We start from the raw sequence: 21,725 nt of genomic DNA, 5'->3' as shown, positions 1-21,725 counted from the left end.
CCCTGCGAGGCCGAGCCTGTCAGCCGTCGAGGCTGAGCACCATGGTGGGCCGCTCGATCTGGTGGTCGGCCCGCAGCGGGCGGACCGCAGTACCGATCGAGAAGAACTCCGTGGTGTGGCCGCCCCACCGGTGGTTGTGCGCGTTGAGCTGCACCCCGACCACGCCTTCCGCCTGGAGTGCCTCCGCCTCCGCCTGCATCCGGGCCATGGCCAGCTCGCGGGCGTCGTAGAGCGCCTGCGTGTACTGCTCGATCTCGACGTTGCGGCCCACGTTCGACATCACCGCACTCATCTTCTGATGGGCGATGTGGTAGACGCAGGTGCCCATCACCATGCCGAGGGGTGCGTAGCCCGCCCGGATCAGCGTCCAAAAGTCCTGCCCCGACAAGTCCGAGGTGAAGGGCTCCCCCTTGTTGTTGCGCCAGGTGCCGCCGCCGGGGGGCGGGTTGTCGCCCTTGACGGCGGTGCCTATCGCGATGAACTCCGCGACGTCCTTGCCGAAGTCCCGCGCCTCGACCGTCAACCGGACCCCCACGATGCCGTCGGCGCCCAGCGCGGCCGCCTCCGCCTCCATCCGGGTCATGGCCAGCTCCCTGGCGTGGTACATCGCCTGGCTCAGCGTGGTCAGCTCCTGGTTCTTGCCCCAGCGGCCGAGCTGGATCCCCACGTGGTAGATCGAGCTGCCCAGCACCAGGCCGATCGGCTTGAAACCCGCCTCCCGTACGAGGAGGAACTCGTTCACCGACAGGTCGCTGGTGAAGATCGAACCGGGCCGGCCTGGCGTCAATTCCGACAACCGACGCATCGCGTCCGCGGGAACGCCCTCGGCGCTCGGCTGCTCTTTCGTCATGTCAGTACCCCTCGTCAACCGTGTGCTGCGGAACAGCCGTCAGGAGATCGGAACTTCAGGACTTCGTGGCTTCAGGACTTCGTGGCTTGGCGGCTTGGCGGCTTCGTGGGAGACGCGCCCCGGGCGGCTACCCGTCCACCTCGCCTGCCTCCTTGACCGGCCGCCGGTATCCGGCATGGCTGCCCTGGACGCTGTACTCCGCCGCCAGGCGCCTGCGCTGCCTGACTCCGGGCGCGCCCAGCGGCATCACCGACAACGTACGCGGCGGCGGCTGCCGGACCTGGAACCGCGCGATGGTCGTGCCGATCATCGTCGCCTCGGCGAGGCGGTCTTCCTGCTCGTTCTCACCCGACCGCGGGCAGCGCTCCGACCACACCCGCAGCCGGCTCGCGGCCATGACGATCCCGTCCCCGCCGCGCTGGGCGCCCTGCGAACGCAGCTGCTGCCGGGCGTCGGAACGCACCGCGTGGACCAGTTCGCTCCACCCGGTCACCTCGGCGTTCCGCCACGAGCCCGTCTGGGACGCGGTCCTGTAGTCGTCGTGCCGTACCCCGACGGACATCCCCACGAGCAAGGCGACCGGCACCCAACCGGCACCGAGCAGTTTGGCGAAGCCCTCCCCGTCCAGGTGGCAGGTGAACGGCTCGTCGACGTGCCGGCCGCCCCGCGCCCGCACCGCGGTGCCGATGACCTTGAACTCCAGGCAGTTGGCCTGGCCGACGAACGGGGCCATGGTCAGCACCGCGGACACCACCCCGTCGCCGCCGAGCGCCCGGCACTCCGCGGTCATGCGCGCGAGCGCGGTGCGCCGTGCCTCGTCGAACACGCCGACCAGGGCCTGCGACGGGGCGCCGTTCCCCGACAGGGCGATCTCCGCCACGCCGCCCATCGGGCCGTACGCGTAGCTGAGCCGGGCGCCGGGGAAGCGGCAGTCCTCGTACCCCCAGTTCCTGCCGCTGCGCCCGATGTGGAAGACGGCGGAGCCCATCACCTGTCCCACCGGCTCGAAGCCGACCGAGCGGATGGCGGCGAACTCCCCGGTGGAGAGCGCGGACGTCCACGTCCCGCCCTCGCCGGCGGAGGCCGGCCGCCCCGCGAGGCCGGAGGACGGTCCCTGCCCGCTCCTTGGCACCGACACGCTTCCCCCTCTTGCCCGCCCGACTGCATCGGTGAGGCTACGCCCTGAACCTCGCGGCCGGAGGGGTGGGGCACCCCGTGCACGCGCACCGCCGGCTCTGCGGCCAGGCGTTTCAGCTCTCGTCGGCGGTGACCGGCAGCGGTCGTACCGCCGGGGCGGCTTCCGGCGGGGGTGTGACGGACGTGGTGATGAGCGCCGCGACGCCGAGGAGGACGGCGACGGAGGTGAGGGCCCGCAGGACGGTGACGTGGTCGGCGAGGAGGCCGACCGACGGCGGACCGGCGAGGAAGGCGCAGTAGCCGACGGAGGCGATCACGCTGACCCGGCCGGCGGCGTATCGCGGCTCGTCGGCTCCGGCACTCATGCCGACGGGGAAGCCCAGGGAGACGCCGAGTCCCCACATGACGGCGCCGACGAAGGCGAGGGGCGTCGCGGGGGCGAAGACGAACAGCAGCGTGCCGGCGATTCCGAGCGCGGCCAGCACCCGCAGGACGGGCACGCGGCCGTGCCGGTCGAGCAGCGGGGGGCCGAACCAGCGCCCGAGCGTCATCGCGGAGAGGAAGACGGCGAAGCCGAGGGTGCCGATCACGGCGGGGGTGCCGTAGCCGTCGATGGTCGCGACGCCGACCCAGTCGTTGCCGGTGCCCTCGGCGAAGGCGAAGGCGAGGACGAAGACGCCGATCAGCAGGGTTCTGGGTTCACGCCACGCGGCGAGCGCACTGCGCGGGGCGGACTCCGCGGCGGCCTCCTCGGCGCCGGCGCCGTCCTGCACGAAGCTGCGGGCGCCGCGGGGAACGGCGAGCGCGATGACCGCCGCGACCAGGAGCAGGTGAACGGTGACGGGCACGTGCAGGGCGACCATCGCCGCGCCGACGAGGGCGCCGGCGACGGTGCCCAAGCTGTATCCGGCGTGGAAGCGGGACATGATCGAACGCCCGAGGTGGCCCTCCACCAGCGCCCCGTGGACGTTCATCGCCACGTCCCACGCGCCGGTGGCGAAGCCGAGCACGAACAGGCCGATCACGACGGGGACGAGGCCGCCGGGATAGCCGAGGGCGATGGTCGCCATGCCTGCCGACAGGAGCACCGCCATGCCCGCGACGGTCCGCCGGGTGCCGACCCGGTGGACGACGGGCCCGGCAAGCGGCAGCGCGACGAGCGAACCGGCGGCGATGGCGAGCAGCACGAGGCCGAGCCGCGAAGGCGACAGGTCGAGGTGGTCGCGGACCTGCGGGATCCGTGAGGCCCAACTGGCGAAGGCGAGACCGCAGCCGGCGAAGGCGACATAGGTGCCCCTGACCGCGGCACGTATCTCTTCCGGCGAAGGGGCGGCGACTGCGGAAGTGGGCGGCAAGGGGAAGCTCCAGGGAAGACGGTCGTCGGACTGCCGCTGTCCCCTCCCCCGCCGGCGGCTTCACCGTAGCAGCCGCCCCTCGGCCTGCGGCTGTCCCGCGGGCCCCGGCGGGCGGGGCCGTCCGCAGGTCGCGGGCCGGAACAGCCTTCTGGCCGGCGCCTCGGTCAGATGCCGGCCGGCCCCTCGTCAGGCGACCAGAACATCATCAGGAACTCGACGGGTACATCGTCCCCACCCCCAGCCGCGCCCGTCTCGCCATCGCCCGGGCGGCCGTACTCCGCCATCAGCGCGGCCAGCCGGGACCGGAACTCGACGGCCCGCGCCCGCGGCAGCCGCTCGTCGAGCGCCACGATCATCGGGCCGAGCGGGTCCTCCCCTGCCGCCGGGTCGCGCTCGGACCGGAGGCGGCCGCCGGTGATGTCCCGTACGAGCCGGTCGCGGACGTCGTTCAGGGTCGCGGTGAACGCGTCCGCGATGTCACCCGCGTTGGCGGGGGCGGCCAGCAGGTCGCGGCTCAGCCGCACGGTGGACTGCGCCACCTGATACCGGCTTTCCTGGATGCCGGAGACCAGCCGGGTCTGCGCCACCCTGATCAGTCCTGCCGCCTCCAGCACCTTGATGTGCCGGTAGAGCCGCGTGATGGGCTGATCGAGCAGCCCGGCAAGCTCCTTGACCCGGTACGTGGCCCGCGGGTCGCCCGACATCGCACGGAGGATGGCCAGCCGCAGCGGGTCGGACAGCGCCTTGAGCGTCTCCACGTCGTCGACCTCGCGGACGACCAGCGGATCGTCGGCCATCGGCACAACTCCCGTTCAGTAGTGGCGAAACATTCACGACTCGCGCTACCATTCACGCATGAGTGAATGTCTTGTTCAAGGTGAACAGAATGTTCGTACCACGTCGGCGCCCTTGCGGCGCAACCGGCAATTCCGGGCCCTGTGGACCGGGGCGGCCGCCGCCAACCTCGGGCTCGAGACGGTCGAGGTCGCCTACCCGCTGCTCACCCTGGCCCTGACCGGGTCACCGGCGCTCGCCGGGCTGTTCGGCTTCACCCAGGTCGGCACCGCACTGCTCGTCGGGCTCCCGGCAGGAGCGTTCGTCGACCGCTGGGACCGGCGGCGGGTCCTGCTGGTGTCAGAGGCGGTCCGCGCACTCACGCTCGGGCTGCTCGTGGCGGCCCTCGCGACCGGCACGGCGGGCTTCGCGCTGCTGGCAACCGCGGCGGTGGTCCTCGGCACCGCCACGGCTTTCGGCGCGCCGGCCAGGATGCTGCTCATCCGCGCGGTGGTTCCCGACCACCAGTTGACCGCCGCACTCAGCCGCGACGAGGCACGCGCCGGGGCCGCCGCGCTGGCCGGACCGCCGCTGGGCGGTGCGCTCTACGTGGTCTCCCGTGTCTTCCCCTTCGTCGCCGCGATCGCAGGCTTCACCGTCTCCTTCGTCTGCGCGCTCACGGTCCGCGTGCCCGTGCGGGACGAGCGGGCCGAGCCCTCGGAACCCGAATCGGCGCTCATGGCGGTCAGGACCGTCTTCTCGGGGCTGCGCGAACTCGTCGGCGACCGGCTGCTGCGGGCCGCGCTGACACTTGTCGGCGCCTTCTACTTCACCATGACCGCGGCGACCCTGGCCGTCGTGGTCGCCCTGCGCCACCGGCACGAGTCGGCGGGCGCGATCGGACTCGCGCTCACCGGCACGGCGGTAGGCATGCTGGCCGGCTCGGCCCTGGCGCCGCGGCTCCACAGAGCGCTCGCCCCCGGCGCCGTGCTGCTCGCCGCGTCCACGCTGACCACGGCGGCGGTGGCGCTGCTGGCGCTGCCGCTCGGCCCGGTCTGGGCCTTCGCCATGCTGGCCCTGGCGGGCCTCGGCCTGCCTGCGCTGCGGATCCTGGTCGACGTCATGATCTTCCGGCGCACCCCCGACCACCGGCGCGGCCGAGCCATCGCCGCGACGATCGCCCTCATCGGCGCCGGCTCCCCCATGGGCTCCATGGCGGCCGGCCTGTCGCTCCAATTCCTCGGCGCCACCACGACGGTCGTCCTCATCGCGGTCGTCCAGGCGCTGGTCACCGCGCGCGGCGCCGCCGACTCCTCCGTCACCAAGGCGACATGGCCTTCCTGACCCGGCTCGGAATGAGTCACACCCATATGGCGAGGCACCCTCCGAGGTGTCATCGGACAACCGGGCCTGCCAGGTGATGGCTTTGACAATTAGTTCGCATACCTCGTTGACTGGCTCATGGCCGGATTGACTTCTGCTGTGTGTCCGCGCCGGGACAATGACTTCATGTCACCTTCCCCGGTGGGCCCGGCAAGGCGCCCGCAGCGGCCTGAACTGCGGCGCGACGGCTGTCGAGGGGTGCCGCCCGTTGCCGATCCAAGCCGCCGGGTCCTGCGGACAACTGTCTTCGAGGACCGCTGTCATGAGGGCCGGAACGCGGTGAGCACAGCGGATTCGGAGAAGCATGGCCGAATTGCGAGGTACGATCCGCCCTCAACAGTTCACCACATCCACAGGGAGGATTCGGCCGTGTCCGAAGCCACGCAGGAAGCCACAGGCGTCAAGGCACAGTACGGCGCCCAGGTAGCGGCAGACCTGGAGCACAACACGAAGGAGCGGGAGCGTGTCCGCGCGGAACTGACCTCTCTCGAAGAGCAGTTGAATGCCCTGGAACACGACCGCACGCTGCTGCTGGGAGTGCAGCAGGCTCTCGGTAGCGAGAACTCGCAGGGCCCCGCCGCACAGGTTCCCGACAGCGTCGCGGCGTCCGAGGAGGTTCATGTGCCCCAGCCGAGGGCGTCCCGCACCCCGGCGTCCCGCACCCCGGCGAAGGAGACTCGCGCCAAGAAGGCCGGCAAGACCAAGTCCACGGGTGACAAGGCCCCGAAAGCAGCGCCCGCGACCACCGGGCCCACCCTGGTCGCCCTCGTCCGCGACCTCCTCGGCGGCCAGTCCGAGCCCCGCTCCGCCGCAGAGATCACCTCGGCACTGGCACAGGCGCACCCCGACCGCGACGTCAAGACCACCGTGGTGCGCACCACCCTGGAAGGGCTCGTCGCCAAGGCACAGGCCCACCGCGCCAAGCAGGGCGCATCGGTTCGCTACAGCGCGTCAGGCGAGCAGCCCGTACAGGCCGCCGAGGCGGCCGCCCTGTCCGCCAAGTGACCATCCGGGCCGGCACATCCGTGGCGACGGCGGGTACCGGACGTGAGGGATCCGCCGCCGGGTACGGCGGGGAAGGACCCGGTCGCCGAGGTACCCACCACCGCCTCGACCGCCGGTCAGGGCTTCCCGCGTGAGGCAGAGCGGCGTCGAGCCCTCCCACCGGCTCCCTCCCATCGGCTGCCGGTGACCCATCTCCCGTCCGACCCTTCGCGGTTCATGCCGACGTCCGGCCGTACGGCCGGAAGGTGTCGTCGTACAGGGCCGCTTCCTCGTGGATCCGGTACATCCCGCTCCTGCGCCTGATGCGGCCGTCATGGTCCCCAGACCGCGTGGCGGTCTCAGCGCACTCCCGGCGGTAAGCCCGCCAAGTCGAGCCACACGCCGGCTGATTCCCGCCGGCGTGTGGCAGCGGTTCAGGGGCACGCCTAGCGGTGCCGCAGCGAGGTCGCCGGAGCGGACGCCGGTGACCTGAGCGGGGACGTCACCGGTCGCGATACTTCGTCCCTGATGTCGGCCAGAGGCGGGGCGGCTGTCGGCGGTGTGCCGGACGGGTTCAGGTCCGGCGACTCATCCAGGCTCCGAACGCGTCGAGCAGCCCGGCGTAGAACCTCTCCTCCGACACCGCCCCGGGGTTCCTGCTCGCCTCGAAGAAGGCCACGTTGGGGTATCCGGCGGCCGACGAGGCATCCAGGTTGTGGAAGAACGCGAGCCTGCCGTGGCCGAAGCCGACGAAAAGCCAGAACACGTCGAGATGGGCGGTGTTCTGCAACAGGGCCCGGAATTCCGGCTTGTCCCAGGGCTCGTCTGCGACCTGGACGATGGCGAAGGCCGGCTCCGCTGCGCCGGATGCCCCGTAGTGGTCGACGGCGAAGCGCATCCCCGCGCTGACATTGCCCCAGCCCCAGGCGACCCGGGTGTGCAACTCCTGGATGCGGCCCGGGTAGTTGTCGAGCCGGATCTCCTCCACGAAGGGCTCGTTCCCGCTGGCGAAGACCACCGGCACGACGCCGTCGTCGTCGAGGGTCACCGCGAGCGCCAGCACCCGCTCGGCGAACGACTGCACCGCTGAGGACGCGTACAGCTCCTGCATGGACCAGTCGTGGTCGAGCAGGAGGTAGACCGCCGCCCGCCTGCCCGCGGCGCCGGTACGGGCGAGCGCCTGACCGGCCTGCCGGGCGGTACCGGCCAGAGCCGGGGCCTGCGCCTCGACTTTCGCCGGGACAGCCGGCCGCCGCTGGGCCGGCAGCCGTGCCGGCCGGGCGTCGTCGTCGACGTCCACCCCGAAGTCGGCGGCGAGCCCCGCCAATCCCGTCGCGTACCCCTGCCCCACGGCCCGCAGCTTCCATGCCTCCGCGCGTCGGTACACCTCGGCGAGCACGACGACGGTCTCCCCCGCCGCGAAGGGCGGCGGAGCGAAGGTCACCCTCAGCGAACCGCCCTGCGCGCCGGTCAGTACGGGTGCGGTGGTGAAGACCGCCCCGCGCCGGGAGGCCTCGACGCTGGCCACCACGACGACGGTGTCGACACCCTCGGGGATCCTCGGCAGGTCCAGCGTGACGGTGTCGCCCGACAGGCTGACACCGCTCTGCTCGGGATGCCCGTGGAAGACCAGGTCGTCGTCACCGCGCACCTTGCCGTTCGCCCCCAGCAGGACCGCCGACACATCGGCGGGCGTGCCGTGGGCGACGACCCGGAAGGTGACGATCCCCGCTTCCAGCGCGGTGTTCTGACCCTTGCCAAGCGACAGCGCCTGCATATGCGTCGAACATCCCCTCGTACGCCCGTAGCCGGCGCGCCGACACGGATCCCTCCCGGCACGAACACATCAACGAGCGTGGTCACACCCAGGGTAGGGGACCCTTCTGCTCACTCCCAGGGGGCAACCGTGAGCCGGACCGCCGCCCCGTCGCCGAGCAGGGGCGCAGAGGCCGGGCCGGCTGAGGCGACAGGGGGCAGCGGGACGCGCGCGGACCAGGCGCCGGGGCCGGGATTCTCGTCGGGCAGGGGCGGCCCTGCCGGTACGTGGTCGCTGACGGCCCCCGGGATACGGGAGTTCCATACGGCCCATGCGGAGGGGGCGCCGTCGGACAGGTCCACGTCGATGATGAGGGTGTCGTCGAAATCGCGGACCTGTTCGAGGTGGTCGCGGAAGGCGAAGATCCGGTGCTGCTCCTCGCGCAGCGAGAACACCCGCAACTGGAGCGAGAAGCGCACGGTGCTGGTGTCGGGCGGCGGAAGCCGGCTGGACAGGAAGGTGGTCGCCAGCCGCACTGCGCCGTCGGCGCCGGTGTCCCCTCCCGCCGACAGCTGCAGCGGGCACCAGTGGGCCGCGAGGCGTTCGTGCAGGACGACGGGCAGCCCCCTCACCGACAGGCGGACCTCGGCCTGCCAGGTCAGGTCGCGGTCCGCGTCCGGCAGGCGGTGGCCGACCAGGTCCGCGTCCACCCGCAGGTCGCCGAACAGGAACCGCCGCAGGCTCTGGTAGGCCTCCTCGGAGTTGACCAGGCCGTAGCGCCCGCTGTGGCTGCGGTGCACGTACGCGCGGTGGGCCCCCGGCACGTAGGCGTTCTCGATCCGGACCAGGCCGTCGCTCCTGATGCCCACGGCGTCGGCCGAGAGCCCGAGCGCCACGTCGTAGTCCGAGGGGTCGGTGCCGATCACGCACATGACCTTCTCCAGGGGGAAGGCCTGCGGCCCGGTCGGCATCTCGCGGGCCGGCCAGTGCTCAGGCGGCCCGTCGGGGTCCTGGACCGCCGCGGGCGTCAGGTACTCGTACATGCGGCGCGGCCCGAAGATGTCGGCGCCCTCGATCCCCAGCGCGTCCCGCACCTTCTCCAGCATGCCGAAGCCGACGTCGAAGGTGATGCCGCCGTGCGGGGTGCCGTAGGTGAAGAGCTTGTCGACGTAGTCCCGGGGGTCGCCGCCCTCGTCCGGGATGATCTTCTGGAGCAGGCAGCGGCAGATGAGGCCGCCCATGGAGTGCGCGACGAGCTGGACCCGGGGCGCGCCGGTCTTGCGCTGCAGTGTCCGGATCAGGGAGAGCAGGTCGCGTGCGGCGTTCTCGACACTGAAGTCCTGCGCCCTGCCGCCCCAGGTGTCGGACGAGACGTCGTAGAAGCGGTGCACCCAGATGCTGTTGGGCGGAACGCTCTCGTGGCGGTCCAGATACGCCATCTGGCCGCCCTCGACGAGGATGTGGTAGCCCTCGTCCGTGTGGAGCCTGAGCAGCGGCCCCTCGAACTGGTAGAAGAGCGGGTCGTCCCCGCTTCCCACCCGCACATGCGTCGAGCCCTCGTTGAAGCCGTAGAACGGGTCGGTGACCGCTTTGTCGATCCCGGGCGCACTGCCCGCGAACCCCCGGACGTAGACGATGGGAAAGCCGGACCCGGCGGACATCGGACCTCCAAGGCGCCCTGTCGCACGATGCGGCTGCCCATTCCACTACCGACGTGGTCCTGGCGCCTCGCGCCGTGTGCCCGTGGACGCGAAACCACCCGGTTGATCCCGCCGGACTGTGCCGAACAGGTGAAAGTCGCACGGGCGCCATCGAAAGCGCCGCGCGGATGGACACAGTGAAGAGGTGAAGGTTGGCAGCAGCGTTTCGTGGAGGAGGGAAGCCTACAGCCAGACCCGGAAGTGGCGGGTCCGCAAGAGCGGCTGGTATTTCCCGCTGCTGGTGCTGACCTTCGCGGGAGCGCTGGTCATGCTCACCCTCGCGGCAGAGGCCATTTTCACCCTGGCCGGCAAGAACGGCTCCAAGGACGCCACCTTCTGGTCGCCCATGGTCTGGATCGACGGGCAGTGCGGCGAGAGCGGCTTCTCCTGCAGCGTCCTGCAGAACGTCTTCATGCCCTTCCTCACGCTCGCACTGGTCACCGTCGCCTACCTCTTCTTCCGCTTCAGCCGGGTGCGCAGGGCGTATCTGCGCAAGGCCAGGGAGACCCCGCACGAACTGGTGGAGACCGCAGGCGACATCTTCGGCGAGGTCGTCGGCCGCGACCAGCTCTGCGAAGTCCTCATGGGCGACCTCCAGGACAGCAGGTTCCGCCGGACGCACATCGTCGTCGGGGGCATCGGAACGGGCAAGACGGCGCTGGTCGTCCTGCTGACGCGGCAGCTCGCGCGGTTCGACGCGGTGCCCGTCCCGCTGCGCCTGCGCGGGGTCACGGGGAGCCTGGACTTCCGGCGGATGGCGTTCGAGCGGTTCTGCCAGGAGGTGCAGGGCGACATCCGCTCCGGCGCGGAGGCAGAGAAGGTGTGGCGGCGGCTGTGCCAGCAGGGCCGCATCGTCGTCCTCGCGGACGGGCTCGAAGAGGCGCTGACCGGAGAGGCGCTGGCCGAGGAGCGCGACAACATCATCCGGCTGGCCATCCGCCGGGCGAACGAGGAGCGGCTCCCCCTGATCATCACCTCGCGCCCGCACGACTCGCTCCGCGGGATGGAGGCCTCGCTCACCGACCTGGAGCCGCTGAGCGAGGAGGCGGCACTGAGCTACATCTCCTCGGGCGACAGCTGGGAGGACCAGCAGCGGCTGGACTGGATCGTCGAGAAGGCCGCCATCGCCGAGGCGCCCACCTACCTGCAGATCGCCCGGGAACTCCACGAGGAGGGGCTCCTGGAGCACGCCCTGTCGGGGGACGCCGAGGAGGACGCCGTCGAGACGCGCGGCGGGGACCGGGCGGCGCTGCGCCTGCATCTTCTCGACACCTGGCTCAACGCGCTGATCGGCGGCCGCCTCCATCCGGAACTGCCGCTCGCCCCCGACGAGCGGCGCGCGACGGTCCACTACCTGTCTGCGCTTGCGTGCGCGGGGCTGGCGTCGGACTCCTCCGAGGTGCGGTTCGCCGAGGTGATCGACGAGCAGCACCCCGAGCGGCCCCTGCATCCCGAGATCGTCAGGGAGCTGGCGAAGAGGGTCGAGGACAGCCGGCTCGACATCCGCCTGGCCGCCCACTGGGGTTCGCGGATGGGCCTCGCGGAACTCGCGGGCGACCGGGTCCGCTTCCAGCACAGCGTCCTGCAGGCCCACCTCGGGGCCCGGTTCATGAACGCGGTGATCCACCCGGGCATGCCCTCCGAGCCCACCGAAGGGTCCTTCTTCCCCGCCGCGCTGGACCGGCCGGGGCGTGAGCTGCTGATCGCGATGGTCCTGCACTCCCGTACGGTCGAGGGCTCGTGCACACACGAGGAAGCGGTCGCGGGCCAGGAGCACTGGTGCCCGGTGGCGGCCGCGCGGGATCTGCTCATGAACGCGGCGTGCCGGGCGCAGACGCCTACCGGCTGGCGGCCTGACTCCCCCGAGGCCGCACCGGTGCCCGGCGCGGACGACGCCGCCGTCGACACGCGGCTGGTCTTCGGGCGCACCCTCCACACGAACGCGCTGGAGCTGTACGCGGCGGCCCTGGACATCGACAGCATCGACGCGGAGCCGCAGCAGCGCCTCATCGCCATGCGGCTCTGCACGGCCTGGCCCGACCTGCTGGCCCGTGACCCGCACACCCTGCGCGACGCCAAGGCCCTGCTGGTGTCCCGCTTCGGCGAGGCGATGCGCAGTGTCTCCCGCAGGCAGACACTGCAGCCCGCCTGCCTCGAACTGTTCGACATCGCCTGCCAGGAGCCGTCCTATCCCATCCGCGTCGCCATCGCGCAGGAGATGGGCGCGGGCGGTGACGCGGCCTTCGCCGCGCTCCGGCCGCGGCTGCGCGGACCGCAGGCCGTCACGGGCCATCGGGCGGAGCGGGTGAGCGAGCGCGATCTGGTGCTCGAACTCTACGAGGGCCAGCAGCCGGAGCGCGTCTCGGAGCAGGAGGCCAGGCAGCACCGCAGGACGGAGGGCCGCGCCGGCCGGGTCAGGCGGGAGCTGCAGGAGCGGGAGAGGCGGCGGCACGACGAGCGGCGGCGGGAGGCGGCCGAGCGGGAGACGGCGGAGCGGGAATGGCGGGACGACACCATGTGCGCGTGGCTGGTCCCGCTGCTCGTGGGCTCGGTGACCACCCACCGCCACCAGGACACTCCTTACGCCTACCTGGAACGCTGGGTGCGGCGGGTGGGAACCCCCGACGAGGACGGCTCGCCCGCCCTCGACCCCACCCTCGAGGTGGCGCTGGCCCAGGGCTTCAAGTTCGCCGCCAACCGCAGGCACCGCCACCCGCACGCCCGGCCCGAGGCCACGGAGTACCTGGCGGAGCAGGCCTGCGACATGCTCAAGCGCACCCGGTTCTGGTTCACCCGGCTGACGCTGCTGCACGCGCTTGCCCTCTGGTACCTCCCCGACGGCGCCGACGTGGCGCGGCCCAGGCACGGCCACGGCTCGCACCCCAGGGAGCAGGTACACCAGTGGCTCGCCCTCTCCGGCGGGGAGCGGCAGCACCCGTTCGTGGCGGCCGCCGCCGAGCTGTGCGTCCAGGCGCTGGAGTCCCGGCAGCCCGAGCGCTTCCTGTGGATCGACGAGTGCGGCGCCGCCGCCCACGTCGGCTCGCAGACCGCCCCGCACGGCGAGGCCCGCAAGCACCAGCTGTGGATCCCGCCCTCGACCGGCTGGAGCGCCCTCGACCCGCGTGCCCAGCAACTGCTCGCCGACGTGATCCTGCTGCTCAACCTGGCAGAACGCGGCGACTGGCCGGAGGAGCGGCGGCGCCGTCTCGGGCACACCGGCCGCGCCGATCTGCCGCCGTGCCTGACCCAGGACCGCAGTCCGCTGGACCCGGGCCGCGCCGCCGCCCGTACCGCGGCGTCGCAGGCGGGCTCCGACTGCCGCGACGACTGCGCCTTCGACCTGTGCCCGTATCCGCCCAAGGGCCTGGACGGCCACCGGGTGGAATTGAGCCAGGCCTTCTGCCGGGCCCAGTCCACGCTGCTGTCGCGGTCGAACTTCCTGCTGCACCCTCAGGCGGCCTGGCAGCGGGGTACGAAGCTCGCCGAACTCAGGGAGTTCTGGGATCAGATGGGACATCGGGCGCAGGACAACAGCCGCTCGTTGTGACACCTGTTCCCCCCGTCATCCGCGGCTGCCGCAGGGCCACCGCAGGACCCCGACCCCGGATCCGGCTCCCGGCACCGCTTCCGGGCCACCTGGGGGTGCCCCCGGATGCCCCGGCGCCTCCGCGGGCGGGCCCCCGCCCCTCCCGGCACGCGGTGTTTCCTGGCTGGAGATGTTCCGGTTGCGGCGAAATGTCGCAAATGCCAATCTGAAAGTCCCCGAGAGAAGGAGATGGTTCCATGGCTACGGAGCTCACAGCCCCCGTCCAGACGGCAGCCCTTGCCGCTGAGGTCGAAGGACTGCTGGATTCCGCAGAACCGGAAGGCATCTACCGTGACACTCGCGAGTGCCACGGCGGCCTGTTCCTCGCAGGCCTGCTGCTGATCTCACCCCCCACGCCGCGCGCCCCCAAGACGGACGCCCGCTGACGATCAGGGGGACCCATTGGCCGAGCAGGCGCAGGAGAACTCCTCACTGAGCACTGCGGTGGCCGATGTCGCAAACGGAGTCGCCCTCGCCCTTGACGGCGGGGGCGACGCCTATGCGCTGTCGGCCCTCCTTGCCCAGGACGACACGGTCGCACTCGCCGCCATCCGGGTGCTGGGCGCCGACGTCCTGGCACCGTATGCCCTCGGCGGCGACGCCGCGCGCGGCGGCCCCGACGGGCAGGTCGTACGCAGGGCGCTGGCCGCCTATCCACCCGGTTCCGACGCCTCCGAGGTGTCGCTGTGGAGCTACCGGGGCCTGGTCGAGGCGTCCCGGGCATTCCTGCCCGAGAACGGCGAGGACTTGCCGCTGGAGCCCATGCCGGGCGACGAGTGGGTGCGGACCGATCCCTGGCCGCAGCTCGCCCGCCGTGCGTCGCAGCTGGCCGCGCTCTCGCTGCCGGGCCTGGCACCGGCGCTGGCCGCGGGACTCGCCGCCCGCACCGACGATCTGGCCAGGGGCTTCGTCCGGGCGATCCGGCGCCGCGACTGGATGCAGGCGGCCGGGGTGGGCCGCTGGCTGGCCCGCGTGCCGGACGTCCCCGACTCCCTCGGGCTCGACGTGGGCCTGACCTACGTACGCCGGATGAGCGGGGGCGACCCGCGGGTGGTGCTGCACGCCACCGCCGCGCAGCGCTTTCCCGGCGGCGGCCCCCGGTGAGCACCGAGCCGTCCCCGGCCGCCGCACGTTTGCGTCCCGCGCCGGGAGGCGGCGGGCCCCGGCCCGGCCGGCTCGCGGACGAGGACGCGGCGCTGCTGGACGACGTCGTCACCGGCGCGCTGCGCTGGCTCGGGTCGATGCGCCGCTGCTTCGCGCTGCCGGCGGACGTCACCACCGACGCCGACCCGAACACGACGCTCAAACCCCTGGGCGAACTGGCGGAACTGGCCCAGGTGATCCACGCGCTGCACCCGGTCGAGCCGGTACGCCAGGCCGCCGCCGACCTGTTCGGATTCGCCTGGAAGGAGACCGGCGGCGGCGAGCTGTTCGTGGAACTCGTCCGCGGCGAACCGGTGGCCACCTATCCGGTGGAGCTGTACGGGGTGTTCGCGCGGGCGGGCCTGCGCCACCCGGGCGCCGAGGAGCTGATCGGGGCCACCACCGCGCTGCGCCGCTGGCGGGTGCCCCGCGAGGACCACACCCGTACCCTCAACGTGCTCAACGCCGAACGCCGGATCGGGCTGCCCCCGCACGCGGACTTCGACGCGGTGTTCGCGCGGACCGGGCTCGGCCGGTGCCCGGAGCCGTGGGCGCTGGACCGCAGGGCCGCGTACGGCATCACCCACGACGTCTTCCACGTCACCGACTGGGGCCGTACCCCGGGCCGGCTGCCCGCCCCGCAGGCGGACTACCTGCGGCTGTGGCTGCCGGCCTGGACCGAGACATGGGCGGAGGAGCGGCTGTGGGACCTGGTCGGGGAGTTCCTCGCCGTCTCCGCGTGCCTGCCGGGCAGCCCCCACGACCCCGTGGCATGGCGCCGGTTCGCCGGCAGCAGGACCGCTGAGGGCGCGGTGCCCGAGAGCGGCGACCCTCCGCCGCATGACGCACCCCCGGGTGAGGCCTTCAGCGCCTGCCACCACTCGACGCTGGTGGCCGCCTTCGCCGCCACCCTGGCGCGCGCCGTCCCGCCCGTTCCTCCGGCTCTCTCCGCGTCGCGTCAGGCGACCGTCGCGCTGCCCGAACACCCGCTACCGGAAGGCGAGGCGACACCGTGACCGCCGCATCCCCCGCGCTCCTGCACCGTGTCGGCGACCAGGCGCTGGCCTGGCTCGACGCCCACCGCGAGCTGTTCCGGCTCACGGACGCCGACATGGCCACCGGCCGCGGCATCGTCGAGCGGCTCAAGCCCGTGGGCGAGTTGGCGATCAACATGCGGGTGCTGGCCCGGGAGGGGGTGGCCGGGTCACGGCAGCACGACATCTCGGTACGGCTGCTGGACCACGTCTGGCGTGACCTGCTCGACGGCGGCAACCTGCTGGCTGAACTCCAGCGGCAGGAGCCGCTGTCACCCGTGCCGCTGGAGATCTACGCCAGCCTCCACGAACTCGGCCACCGGCACCCCGAGCTGGAGGGTGCGATCGACCTGGCCAGGAGCACCGCGAGCTGGCGGGCGCTGGAACTGGTGCCCAACCGGCGGCTCGGCCTGCTCAACGCCGAGCGCAAGCTCGGGCTCGTGCCCAGCGGGGACATGGAACAGGCCGTCGCGGCCACCTGGCTCGGCCGCAGGCCGGAACCGTGGACCGTGCAGCTGCACATCGCCTACGACATCACCCACACCGTCTTCCACCTCACCGACTGGGGAGCCGCCCCCGACCGCATTCCGCCGCGGATCGCCGACTACCTCGCCCGCTACCTGCCCGCGTGGACGGCGGACTGGGCCGAACTCGGGCACTGGGACCTGCTCGGTGAACTCCTCGTGGTCGACGCCTGCCTGCCCCGGCCCTCACTCGACGCCGGGATGTGGGAGCTGTACGCCGCGGCGCAGGGGCCGGACGGGGCGATGCCGGTGCAGGGCGCCATGCCGGTGGGCGACCGCGACGAGGTCTTCGACCAGGTCCACCACCCCACCCTGGTGGCGGCGTTCGCCTCGGCGATGGCCACCTCGCGGGCGCTGTCCGCCGACGTCGCCGCGTGAGCGCGGAGCCGGCCGCCCCGGCGCGGGAGGTGGCGGAGGGGGCCGAGGGTACGGAACTCGCCCCTCTCCTTGACGGGGCCATGGCCCGGGTGCGGGCCCCCGACGTCGTGGTGGCCGTGAGCCGCGCCGGGCGCCGTACGTACGCCGCCGGCGGGACGGCCCCGCCCCCCACCGTGCCGCGCGAGGAGCTGAGCTTCGCCCTCGGCTCGCTGTCGAAGACGTTCACGGTGCTGCTGCTGGCCGACCTCGTACACACCGGCGCCCTCGGCCTCGACGACCCGCTTGCCGCACACCTGCCGGGGCTGCCGCCGCGGTCGGGCAACGCACGCCGGATCACCCTGCGCCACCTGGCCACCCACACCTCAGGCCTGCCGAGGGTCCCGCGGGACCTGGTCCCTGGCGCGCTGCTGCACCCCTACGCCAACGGGTACGCCGGCTACAGCCGCCACCGGCTGCTGGCCGCCCTTGCCACCACCCGCGTCCGGCACGCCCCCGGCACCCGCTGGCACTACTCCAACTTCGGCCTCGCGCTGCTCGGTCCCGTGCTGGAGAACGCGACCGGCACCCCCTTCCCCGAATTGCTCGACAGGCGGGTGCTGCGGCCGCTTGCCCTGACCTCGACCACCCTCGGCACGGACCCCGGTGCGCGTCGCGAACGGGCGGTCGGCCGCCGCGGCGACGGGCGCACCCCGCTGCCGCCCACGGACATGGCCGCCTTCGCCGCCGCCGGCGGGCTGCTGTCCACACCCGGCGACCTGCTCGGCTACGCCGAGGCCCACCTGGATCCGGCCGGCGGCGAGCCGGCGCAGGCCCTGCGGGACGTCCAGGTCCCCCAGCTGCGGCGGGGAGTCCCGCACCGCCGCGAGACGCACACCCTCACCTGGTTCCAGCACGCGGCCGCGGGCGGACCCGTGCTCTTCCACGCCGGCGCCACCTTCGGCCAGCAGTGCTTCCTCGGCTTCCACCCGGCCACCCGCACCGCCGTCGCCGCCTTCGCCACCCGCCACGACCGCACCTGCGCGGTGGTCTCCGCCGGCTACACCCTCCTCCAGGACCTGGCGCGCCGCCCCGCACAGTGACATCGTCACCGTCGACCCTTCCGCCGGCACCGGTACCTGACGCCGGGTCGGCCGCACCCGCACGGAGGAGAGACGAGCGTGACGACCGAGAGCACGGCCGCCCACGGTGAGAGCCCCGCCGACTACTCCTTCGGCGGTCTCCACCATGTCCTTCTCGCCATCCCCCCCGGCGCCGAGGAACTGTGCCGCCGGTTCTGGGGCGATGTGCTGGGCATGACCGAGCTGGAGAAGCCCCCGGCGCTCGCCGCCCGCGGCGGCTGCTGGTTCCGCGGCGGCGGCCTGGAGGTCCACCTCGGCGTGGAGCAGGACTTCAGCCCGGCCCGCAAGGCCCACCCCGGCATCCTGGTGCACGCCCTGCGCGAACTCGCCGAGCGTCTGGCGGAGTGCGGCCACGAGGTGACATGGGACGGCGACTTCCCCGGCCACGACCGGTTCTACGCCTTCGACAAGGTCGGCAACCGTCTCGAGTTCCTGGAGCCCAGTACCTCCTGAGCCGCGGCACCGCCCCCGCACGCGGGGAGGCCGGGTGACGGGCCGGGGGCGGGGTCGTGCGCCGACGTGTGGTGCGCGGACACCGGCCACACAATGGGGGGAGACGGTTCGCGGTGGCGGCCCCCTTCCGGTTCCGGAGCGTGGGCCTACCGTGCCAGCGGGCGAGCGAGACGGGTGTGACGAGGAACGATGCGGTTCCCTTGGTCCAGGCCCCGTGAGGGCACCGGCTGGTCCTGGCAGTCGAACCAGGGCCTGGTGGCGATCCCGATCGTCCTGGTCCTGGTGATCACCGTCGCGGACGTGCTGTCGCCGCCGGACGTGCACCTCGGTCCGCTGCTGGTCGTGGCGCCCGCGCTCACCGCGTCCTTCGGCAGCTCCCGGCTGACGGCGCTCATCGGGATCCTCGCGACCGGTGCGCTGTTCACCATCGCAGCGGTGCGCAACAGCATCTTCACGTCGAACCACGAGAGCCAGCTCGTCGCGCTGATCGTGATCTCCGTGTTCACGGTGTTCTTCTGCCGGCTGCGCGAGCGGCACAACACCGAGCTCAAACAGGTGCGCTCGGTGGCCGAGGCCGCACAGGAGGTGGTGCTGCACCCGCTGCCGGAACGCATCGGGCCGCTGTCGGTCGCGTTCCTCTACGAGGCGGCAGCAGACCAGGCCAGGATCGGGGGCGACCTCTACGCGGCGGTGCGCACCCGCGGCGGGACCCGGCTGCTCATCGGGGACGTGCGCGGAAAGGGGCTGATGGCACTCGACGACGCGGATCTGCTGCTGGGGGCTTTCCGCAGCGCCGCCCACCGCGAGCTGCCGCTCGAGGCGCTGCAGGCCGAGCTGGACGCCGTCGTGACCTGGGGGCTCGCCCAGCCCAACCGGCACGGCCACGACGCCGAGGAGTCCTTCATCACCGGCGCCCTCATCGACGTGCCCGACCACGAGCCGCGGATCAGCATCCTCAACAGCGGCCACCCCGCGCCGCTGCGCCTGCGCGACGGCCGGGTCACGATGCTCTCGCCGCGCCGGTACGCGCCCCCGTTCGGCATCCCGCTGCCGCAGGACCCGGGGGCGGCGCCGGATGTCTACGACTTCGCGCCGGGCGACCTGCTGCTGCTCTACACCGACGGCGTCACCGAGGCCCGCGACACCGCGGGCGACTTCTACCCGCTGGCCGAACGCCTCCCCGACATCGTCCCCGGCGGGATGCACCCCTTCGACCTGCTGACCGTCCTGCGCGAGGACCTGCTGCGGCACGCCTCGGGCTCCCTCGGCGACGACGCCGCCGTGGTCGCGGTCCGCCGGGACATCCCCGGGCGTCCGCGCACGGTCTGATGACTCGGCAGTGACCCTGCGCCGGCGCCGCTTCTCCTGAAAAATCCCGGTCCGCGCCCGCCGTCGCGGTGCCATGCTTGAGGGGTTCGTGGCGGAGCGGAGCCGGGGGTGACGGCATGGACGACCACACGGTGATAGGCCGGGTGACGGCGATCCTTGAAGTGGTCGCAGGTCCGCATCCGTGCTCGCTGGCACGGCTGGCCGCCGAGACCGGCATCCCCAAACCGACGGTGCGGCGGATCGCCAACCAGCTCGTGGCCGAGCGGATACTGTCCCGGGACGCGCACGGATACCGGCTGGGGCTGCGCCTGATCGAACTCGGGACCGCGGCGACCACCCAGCTGGGCACCGCGGAGGCGGCAGCACCCTTCGTGCAGGAACTCCACGAACGCACCCGCCAGATCGCCTGGATCGCGGCCTTCGACGAGGACGCGCTGATCACCCTGGACACCGCCTACCCGCACGAGCACGCACCGCTGGTCGCCGCGACATGGCAACCGCGCTGGGCCATCGGCCCGGCGGCGGTCACGGCAGCAGGGCACCTGATGCTCTCCCTGCGCCCGGCCGAGGCCGACCGGGTGCTGCGCGCCGGCCTGACCCGGCTGACACCGCACACCGTGACCAGCCCCCGGCTGCTCCACGGACGGCTGCAGCGCGTCGCCGACACCGGCATCGCCTACGAATGCGAGGAGACCAGGCTGGGCTGGTGGTGCGGAGCGGCACTGGTGCACGCTCCCACCGGGACCTACGTACTCGGCCTCATCTCCCCGGTGCGGGCGGTTCCCATGACCCGCGGCATCACCCACCTCCAACGCGCCGCGGAACGCCTCCAACACGAACTCACGAGCCGCCCCGGCCGCCAGACCGGACCGCCGACGCGCGCGTCCTCCCCCGCACGCCGGTGGACCCCGCACAGGTCACCATCCTGAGGGCGGCCTGGGTGCCCGCCCGGACAGGCGTCGCTTACGCTGTGCCCGGCATCGCATGATCGGCCCGGGGGGAATCAGCATGGACGAGGTCAGGACGCCACCGTTCGACTGGGGGCCCCGGCGGCGCATGCGCTCGCTGAAACCGGTGTGGAAAGCCGCGCACGACGGCCGCGCCGCAGCGGACACGCTCGGGACCTGGTTCCATGACGGGGTGGTCGTCACAGCCGCCTTCGATCGGCTGCGGGCCTTCGACGCCGCCACCGGCAGCCAGACCTGGTCCTGGGACGTACCGGGCCGGAACGTGCTGTCGGCCATGTCCGACGGTGTGAAGGACGGCGTCGGACTCGTGGCCCACTGGCCGGACATCTCCGGCGGGCCGAAGACGGCCACCATCACGGCCCTTGACGTGGTGTCGGGCAAGGAGATGTGGTCGGCCGGGCGGGATCTCACCGCGATGGACCGTGGCGACTTCGTACCCGACGTCCTCGCCCTTACCGGGCAGCGGGCGGTGGTCGCCACGCGATCAGGGACCGTAGCCCTTGACGCGAGAACGGGGCGGCAGGAGTGGGCCGTGGACCACGGGTCCGCCGACGAGGTGCGGATCAGGTCCGCGGCCGACCGGCTCGTCCTGCTCACGACGCAGGACGACACCGCGAAGGTCGGAGCGGTCGATGCCACCGACGGCCGCCTGCGGTGGAGCCGCCCGCTGCCGATCGACGGCCCCCTCAAGCGGGTACGGATCGTGGCCGTGGACCCGCTGCTGGTCGCGGTCGAGGCAGCGGGCCGGCGCGGCCCGGCCTGCCTGCTGCGGCTCGACGACGAGGGGAACATCACCGCCGAGATCGCGCTGACGGGCGATCACGGCAGAGTCGTCCTGGGCGACTGGACGGTCGACGACCGCCGCGCGCAGCTCACCGTGTGCGGGGACACGCTGCTGGCGTTCGTCGAGGACCCCTCGTCCGGCACTCCCAAACTCGCGGGCTTCTCGCTGTCGCGGGCCCGACACCTGTGGACGAGCGACAACATCGGCGTCGACGCCATGGATTTCCACAGCGGCCACGTGATGACCGTGCACCACTGGAATCTGGAGATCGACGGGCAGACCTCCCTGGAGGGCGAGGCGTACGTGCTCGACCCCGCGGACGGCCGCCAGGTGGCTCGCCGCAACCTGCGGGTGACGGCGGACGAGCCGTACACCGTGCACCTGCACGGCAAGCGGATGCTGTGGGTCAACAAGAAGAGCAGCCCCTCCACACCGCCGCTGACGGCCTACGACTGGCGCTGATCCGGAC

At 72.6% G+C, this 21,725-nt stretch carries 18 protein-coding genes; 12 read left to right on the top strand and 6 right to left on the bottom strand.

Going from position 1 to position 21,725, the window contains the following annotated elements; genetic code table 11:
• Nucleotides 1–19 precede the first annotated feature (19 nt).
• The 4 genes from ACGFMP_RS24405 to ACGFMP_RS24390 all read right to left on the bottom strand — a co-directional run bounded on the left by ACGFMP_RS24405 (nt 20) and on the right by ACGFMP_RS24390 (nt 4,139).
• The gene (locus ACGFMP_RS24405; protein WP_393675098.1) at nt 20–850 is read right to left on the bottom strand and encodes a heavy metal-binding domain-containing protein; all 831 of its coding nucleotides are present in this window, start codon (nt 848–850) and stop codon (nt 20–22) included.
• Between the two features lie 127 nt (nt 851–977).
• Complete coding sequence (locus ACGFMP_RS24400; protein ID WP_393675097.1) at nt 978–1,988, bottom strand: heavy metal-binding domain-containing protein; 1,011 nt, start codon at nt 1,986–1,988, stop codon at nt 978–980.
• 112 nt (nt 1,989–2,100) lie between these two features.
• Nucleotides 2,101–3,342, bottom strand: a complete 1,242-nt coding sequence (locus tag ACGFMP_RS24395) for an MFS transporter (RefSeq protein ID WP_393675096.1) — start codon at nt 3,340–3,342, stop codon at nt 2,101–2,103.
• 164 nt (nt 3,343–3,506) lie between these two features.
• Complete coding sequence (locus ACGFMP_RS24390; protein WP_393675095.1) at nt 3,507–4,139, bottom strand: ArsR/SmtB family transcription factor; 633 nt, start codon at nt 4,137–4,139, stop codon at nt 3,507–3,509.
• A gap of 58 nt (nt 4,140–4,197) precedes the next feature.
• Between ACGFMP_RS24390 and ACGFMP_RS24385 the strand changes: the two genes are divergently transcribed.
• Nucleotides 4,198–5,460: an MFS transporter gene (locus tag ACGFMP_RS24385; protein ID WP_393675094.1), complete on the top strand. Its 1,263-nt coding sequence runs from the start codon at nt 4,198–4,200 to the stop codon at nt 5,458–5,460.
• 408 nt (nt 5,461–5,868) lie between these two features.
• Entirely contained in the window at nt 5,869–6,504 is a 636-nt protein-coding gene (locus ACGFMP_RS24380; protein ID WP_393675093.1) for a hypothetical protein, read from the top strand.
• Between the two features lie 553 nt (nt 6,505–7,057).
• On the opposite strand, the gene ACGFMP_RS24375 is transcribed toward ACGFMP_RS24380, so the two are convergent.
• Both ACGFMP_RS24375 and ACGFMP_RS24370 read right to left on the bottom strand, forming a co-directional pair.
• Nucleotides 7,058–8,260 carry a VWA domain-containing protein gene (locus tag ACGFMP_RS24375; RefSeq protein ID WP_393675092.1) on the bottom strand — a complete coding sequence of 401 codons (1,203 nt, stop codon included), beginning with the start codon at nt 8,258–8,260 and terminating at the stop codon, nt 7,058–7,060.
• A gap of 110 nt (nt 8,261–8,370) precedes the next feature.
• On the bottom strand, nt 8,371–9,900 hold the full coding sequence (locus ACGFMP_RS24370; RefSeq protein ID WP_393675091.1) for an esterase/lipase family protein: 1,530 nt from the start codon (nt 9,898–9,900) through the stop codon (nt 8,371–8,373).
• 184 nt (nt 9,901–10,084) lie between these two features.
• Here ACGFMP_RS24370 and ACGFMP_RS24365 point away from each other — a divergent pair, with 184 nt between their 5' ends.
• The 10 genes from ACGFMP_RS24365 (at nt 10,085) to ACGFMP_RS24320 (ending at nt 21,718) form a co-directional block, all read left to right on the top strand.
• Nucleotides 10,085–13,486 carry a hypothetical protein gene (locus ACGFMP_RS24365; RefSeq protein WP_393675090.1) on the top strand — a complete coding sequence of 1,134 codons (3,402 nt, stop codon included), beginning with the start codon at nt 10,085–10,087 and terminating at the stop codon, nt 13,484–13,486.
• A 236-nt stretch (nt 13,487–13,722) separates the two neighbouring features.
• Entirely contained in the window at nt 13,723–13,911 is a 189-nt protein-coding gene (locus ACGFMP_RS24360; protein WP_393675089.1) for a hypothetical protein, read from the top strand.
• A gap of 58 nt (nt 13,912–13,969) precedes the next feature.
• Nucleotides 13,970–14,629, top strand: coding sequence for a hypothetical protein (locus ACGFMP_RS24355; protein WP_393675088.1), 660 nt, complete (start codon nt 13,970–13,972; stop codon nt 14,627–14,629).
• Nucleotides 14,626–15,684 (top strand): DUF6895 family protein, encoded by a 1,059-nt coding sequence (locus tag ACGFMP_RS24350; RefSeq protein WP_393675087.1) that lies wholly within the window; start codon nt 14,626–14,628, stop codon nt 15,682–15,684. Before ACGFMP_RS24355 ends, ACGFMP_RS24350 begins: the two co-directional genes overlap by 4 nt.
• Nucleotides 15,681–16,604, top strand: a complete 924-nt coding sequence (locus ACGFMP_RS24345; protein ID WP_393675086.1) for a DUF6895 family protein — start codon at nt 15,681–15,683, stop codon at nt 16,602–16,604. The genes ACGFMP_RS24350 and ACGFMP_RS24345 overlap by 4 nt, the downstream gene beginning before the upstream one ends.
• Nucleotides 16,601–17,683 carry a serine hydrolase domain-containing protein gene (locus ACGFMP_RS24340; protein ID WP_393675085.1) on the top strand — a complete coding sequence of 361 codons (1,083 nt, stop codon included), beginning with the start codon at nt 16,601–16,603 and terminating at the stop codon, nt 17,681–17,683. The genes ACGFMP_RS24345 and ACGFMP_RS24340 overlap by 4 nt, the downstream gene beginning before the upstream one ends.
• A gap of 78 nt (nt 17,684–17,761) precedes the next feature.
• Nucleotides 17,762–18,175, top strand: a complete 414-nt coding sequence (locus ACGFMP_RS24335; RefSeq protein ID WP_393675084.1) for a glyoxalase — start codon at nt 17,762–17,764, stop codon at nt 18,173–18,175.
• Between the two features lie 189 nt (nt 18,176–18,364).
• A complete protein-coding gene (locus ACGFMP_RS24330; protein ID WP_393675083.1) occupies nt 18,365–19,504 on the top strand; it encodes a PP2C family protein-serine/threonine phosphatase in 1,140 nt (379 codons plus the stop codon).
• A gap of 116 nt (nt 19,505–19,620) precedes the next feature.
• Nucleotides 19,621–20,433 (top strand): IclR family transcriptional regulator, encoded by an 813-nt coding sequence (locus ACGFMP_RS24325; RefSeq protein WP_393675082.1) that lies wholly within the window; start codon nt 19,621–19,623, stop codon nt 20,431–20,433.
• A gap of 79 nt (nt 20,434–20,512) precedes the next feature.
• Nucleotides 20,513–21,718 (top strand): PQQ-binding-like beta-propeller repeat protein, encoded by a 1,206-nt coding sequence (locus tag ACGFMP_RS24320; protein WP_393675081.1) that lies wholly within the window; start codon nt 20,513–20,515, stop codon nt 21,716–21,718.
• Nucleotides 21,719–21,725 lie beyond the last annotated feature (7 nt).

The sequence above is a fragment of the Streptomyces sp. NPDC049040 genome, assembly GCF_043197715.1.
Classification (GTDB): Bacteria; Actinomycetota; Actinomycetes; order Streptomycetales; family Streptomycetaceae; genus Actinacidiphila.
Note: the sequence above shows the minus strand (reverse complement) of the source record. Positions and strands in the feature narration are given on the sequence as shown.

What these genes read in the sequence shown, in the direction of transcription:
- ACGFMP_RS24405 (WP_393675098.1), bottom strand. Translation starts at nt 850, where the DNA reads ATGACGAAAGAGCAGCCGAGCGCCGAGGGCGTTCCCGCGGACGCGATG.
- ACGFMP_RS24390 (WP_393675095.1), bottom strand. Translation starts at nt 4,139, where the DNA reads ATGGCCGACGATCCGCTGGTCGTCCGCGAGGTCGACGACGTGGAGACG.
- ACGFMP_RS24385 (WP_393675094.1), top strand. Translation starts at nt 4,198, where the DNA reads ATGAGTGAATGTCTTGTTCAAGGTGAACAGAATGTTCGTACCACGTCG.
- ACGFMP_RS24375 (WP_393675092.1), bottom strand. Translation starts at nt 8,260, where the DNA reads ATGCAGGCGCTGTCGCTTGGCAAGGGTCAGAACACCGCGCTGGAAGCG.
- ACGFMP_RS24370 (WP_393675091.1), bottom strand. Translation starts at nt 9,900, where the DNA reads ATGTCCGCCGGGTCCGGCTTTCCCATCGTCTACGTCCGGGGGTTCGCG.
- ACGFMP_RS24360 (WP_393675089.1), top strand. Translation starts at nt 13,723, where the DNA reads ATGGCTACGGAGCTCACAGCCCCCGTCCAGACGGCAGCCCTTGCCGCT.
- ACGFMP_RS24330 (WP_393675083.1), top strand. Translation starts at nt 18,365, where the DNA reads ATGCGGTTCCCTTGGTCCAGGCCCCGTGAGGGCACCGGCTGGTCCTGG.
- ACGFMP_RS24325 (WP_393675082.1), top strand. Translation starts at nt 19,621, where the DNA reads ATGGACGACCACACGGTGATAGGCCGGGTGACGGCGATCCTTGAAGTG.
- ACGFMP_RS24320 (WP_393675081.1), top strand. Translation starts at nt 20,513, where the DNA reads ATGGACGAGGTCAGGACGCCACCGTTCGACTGGGGGCCCCGGCGGCGC.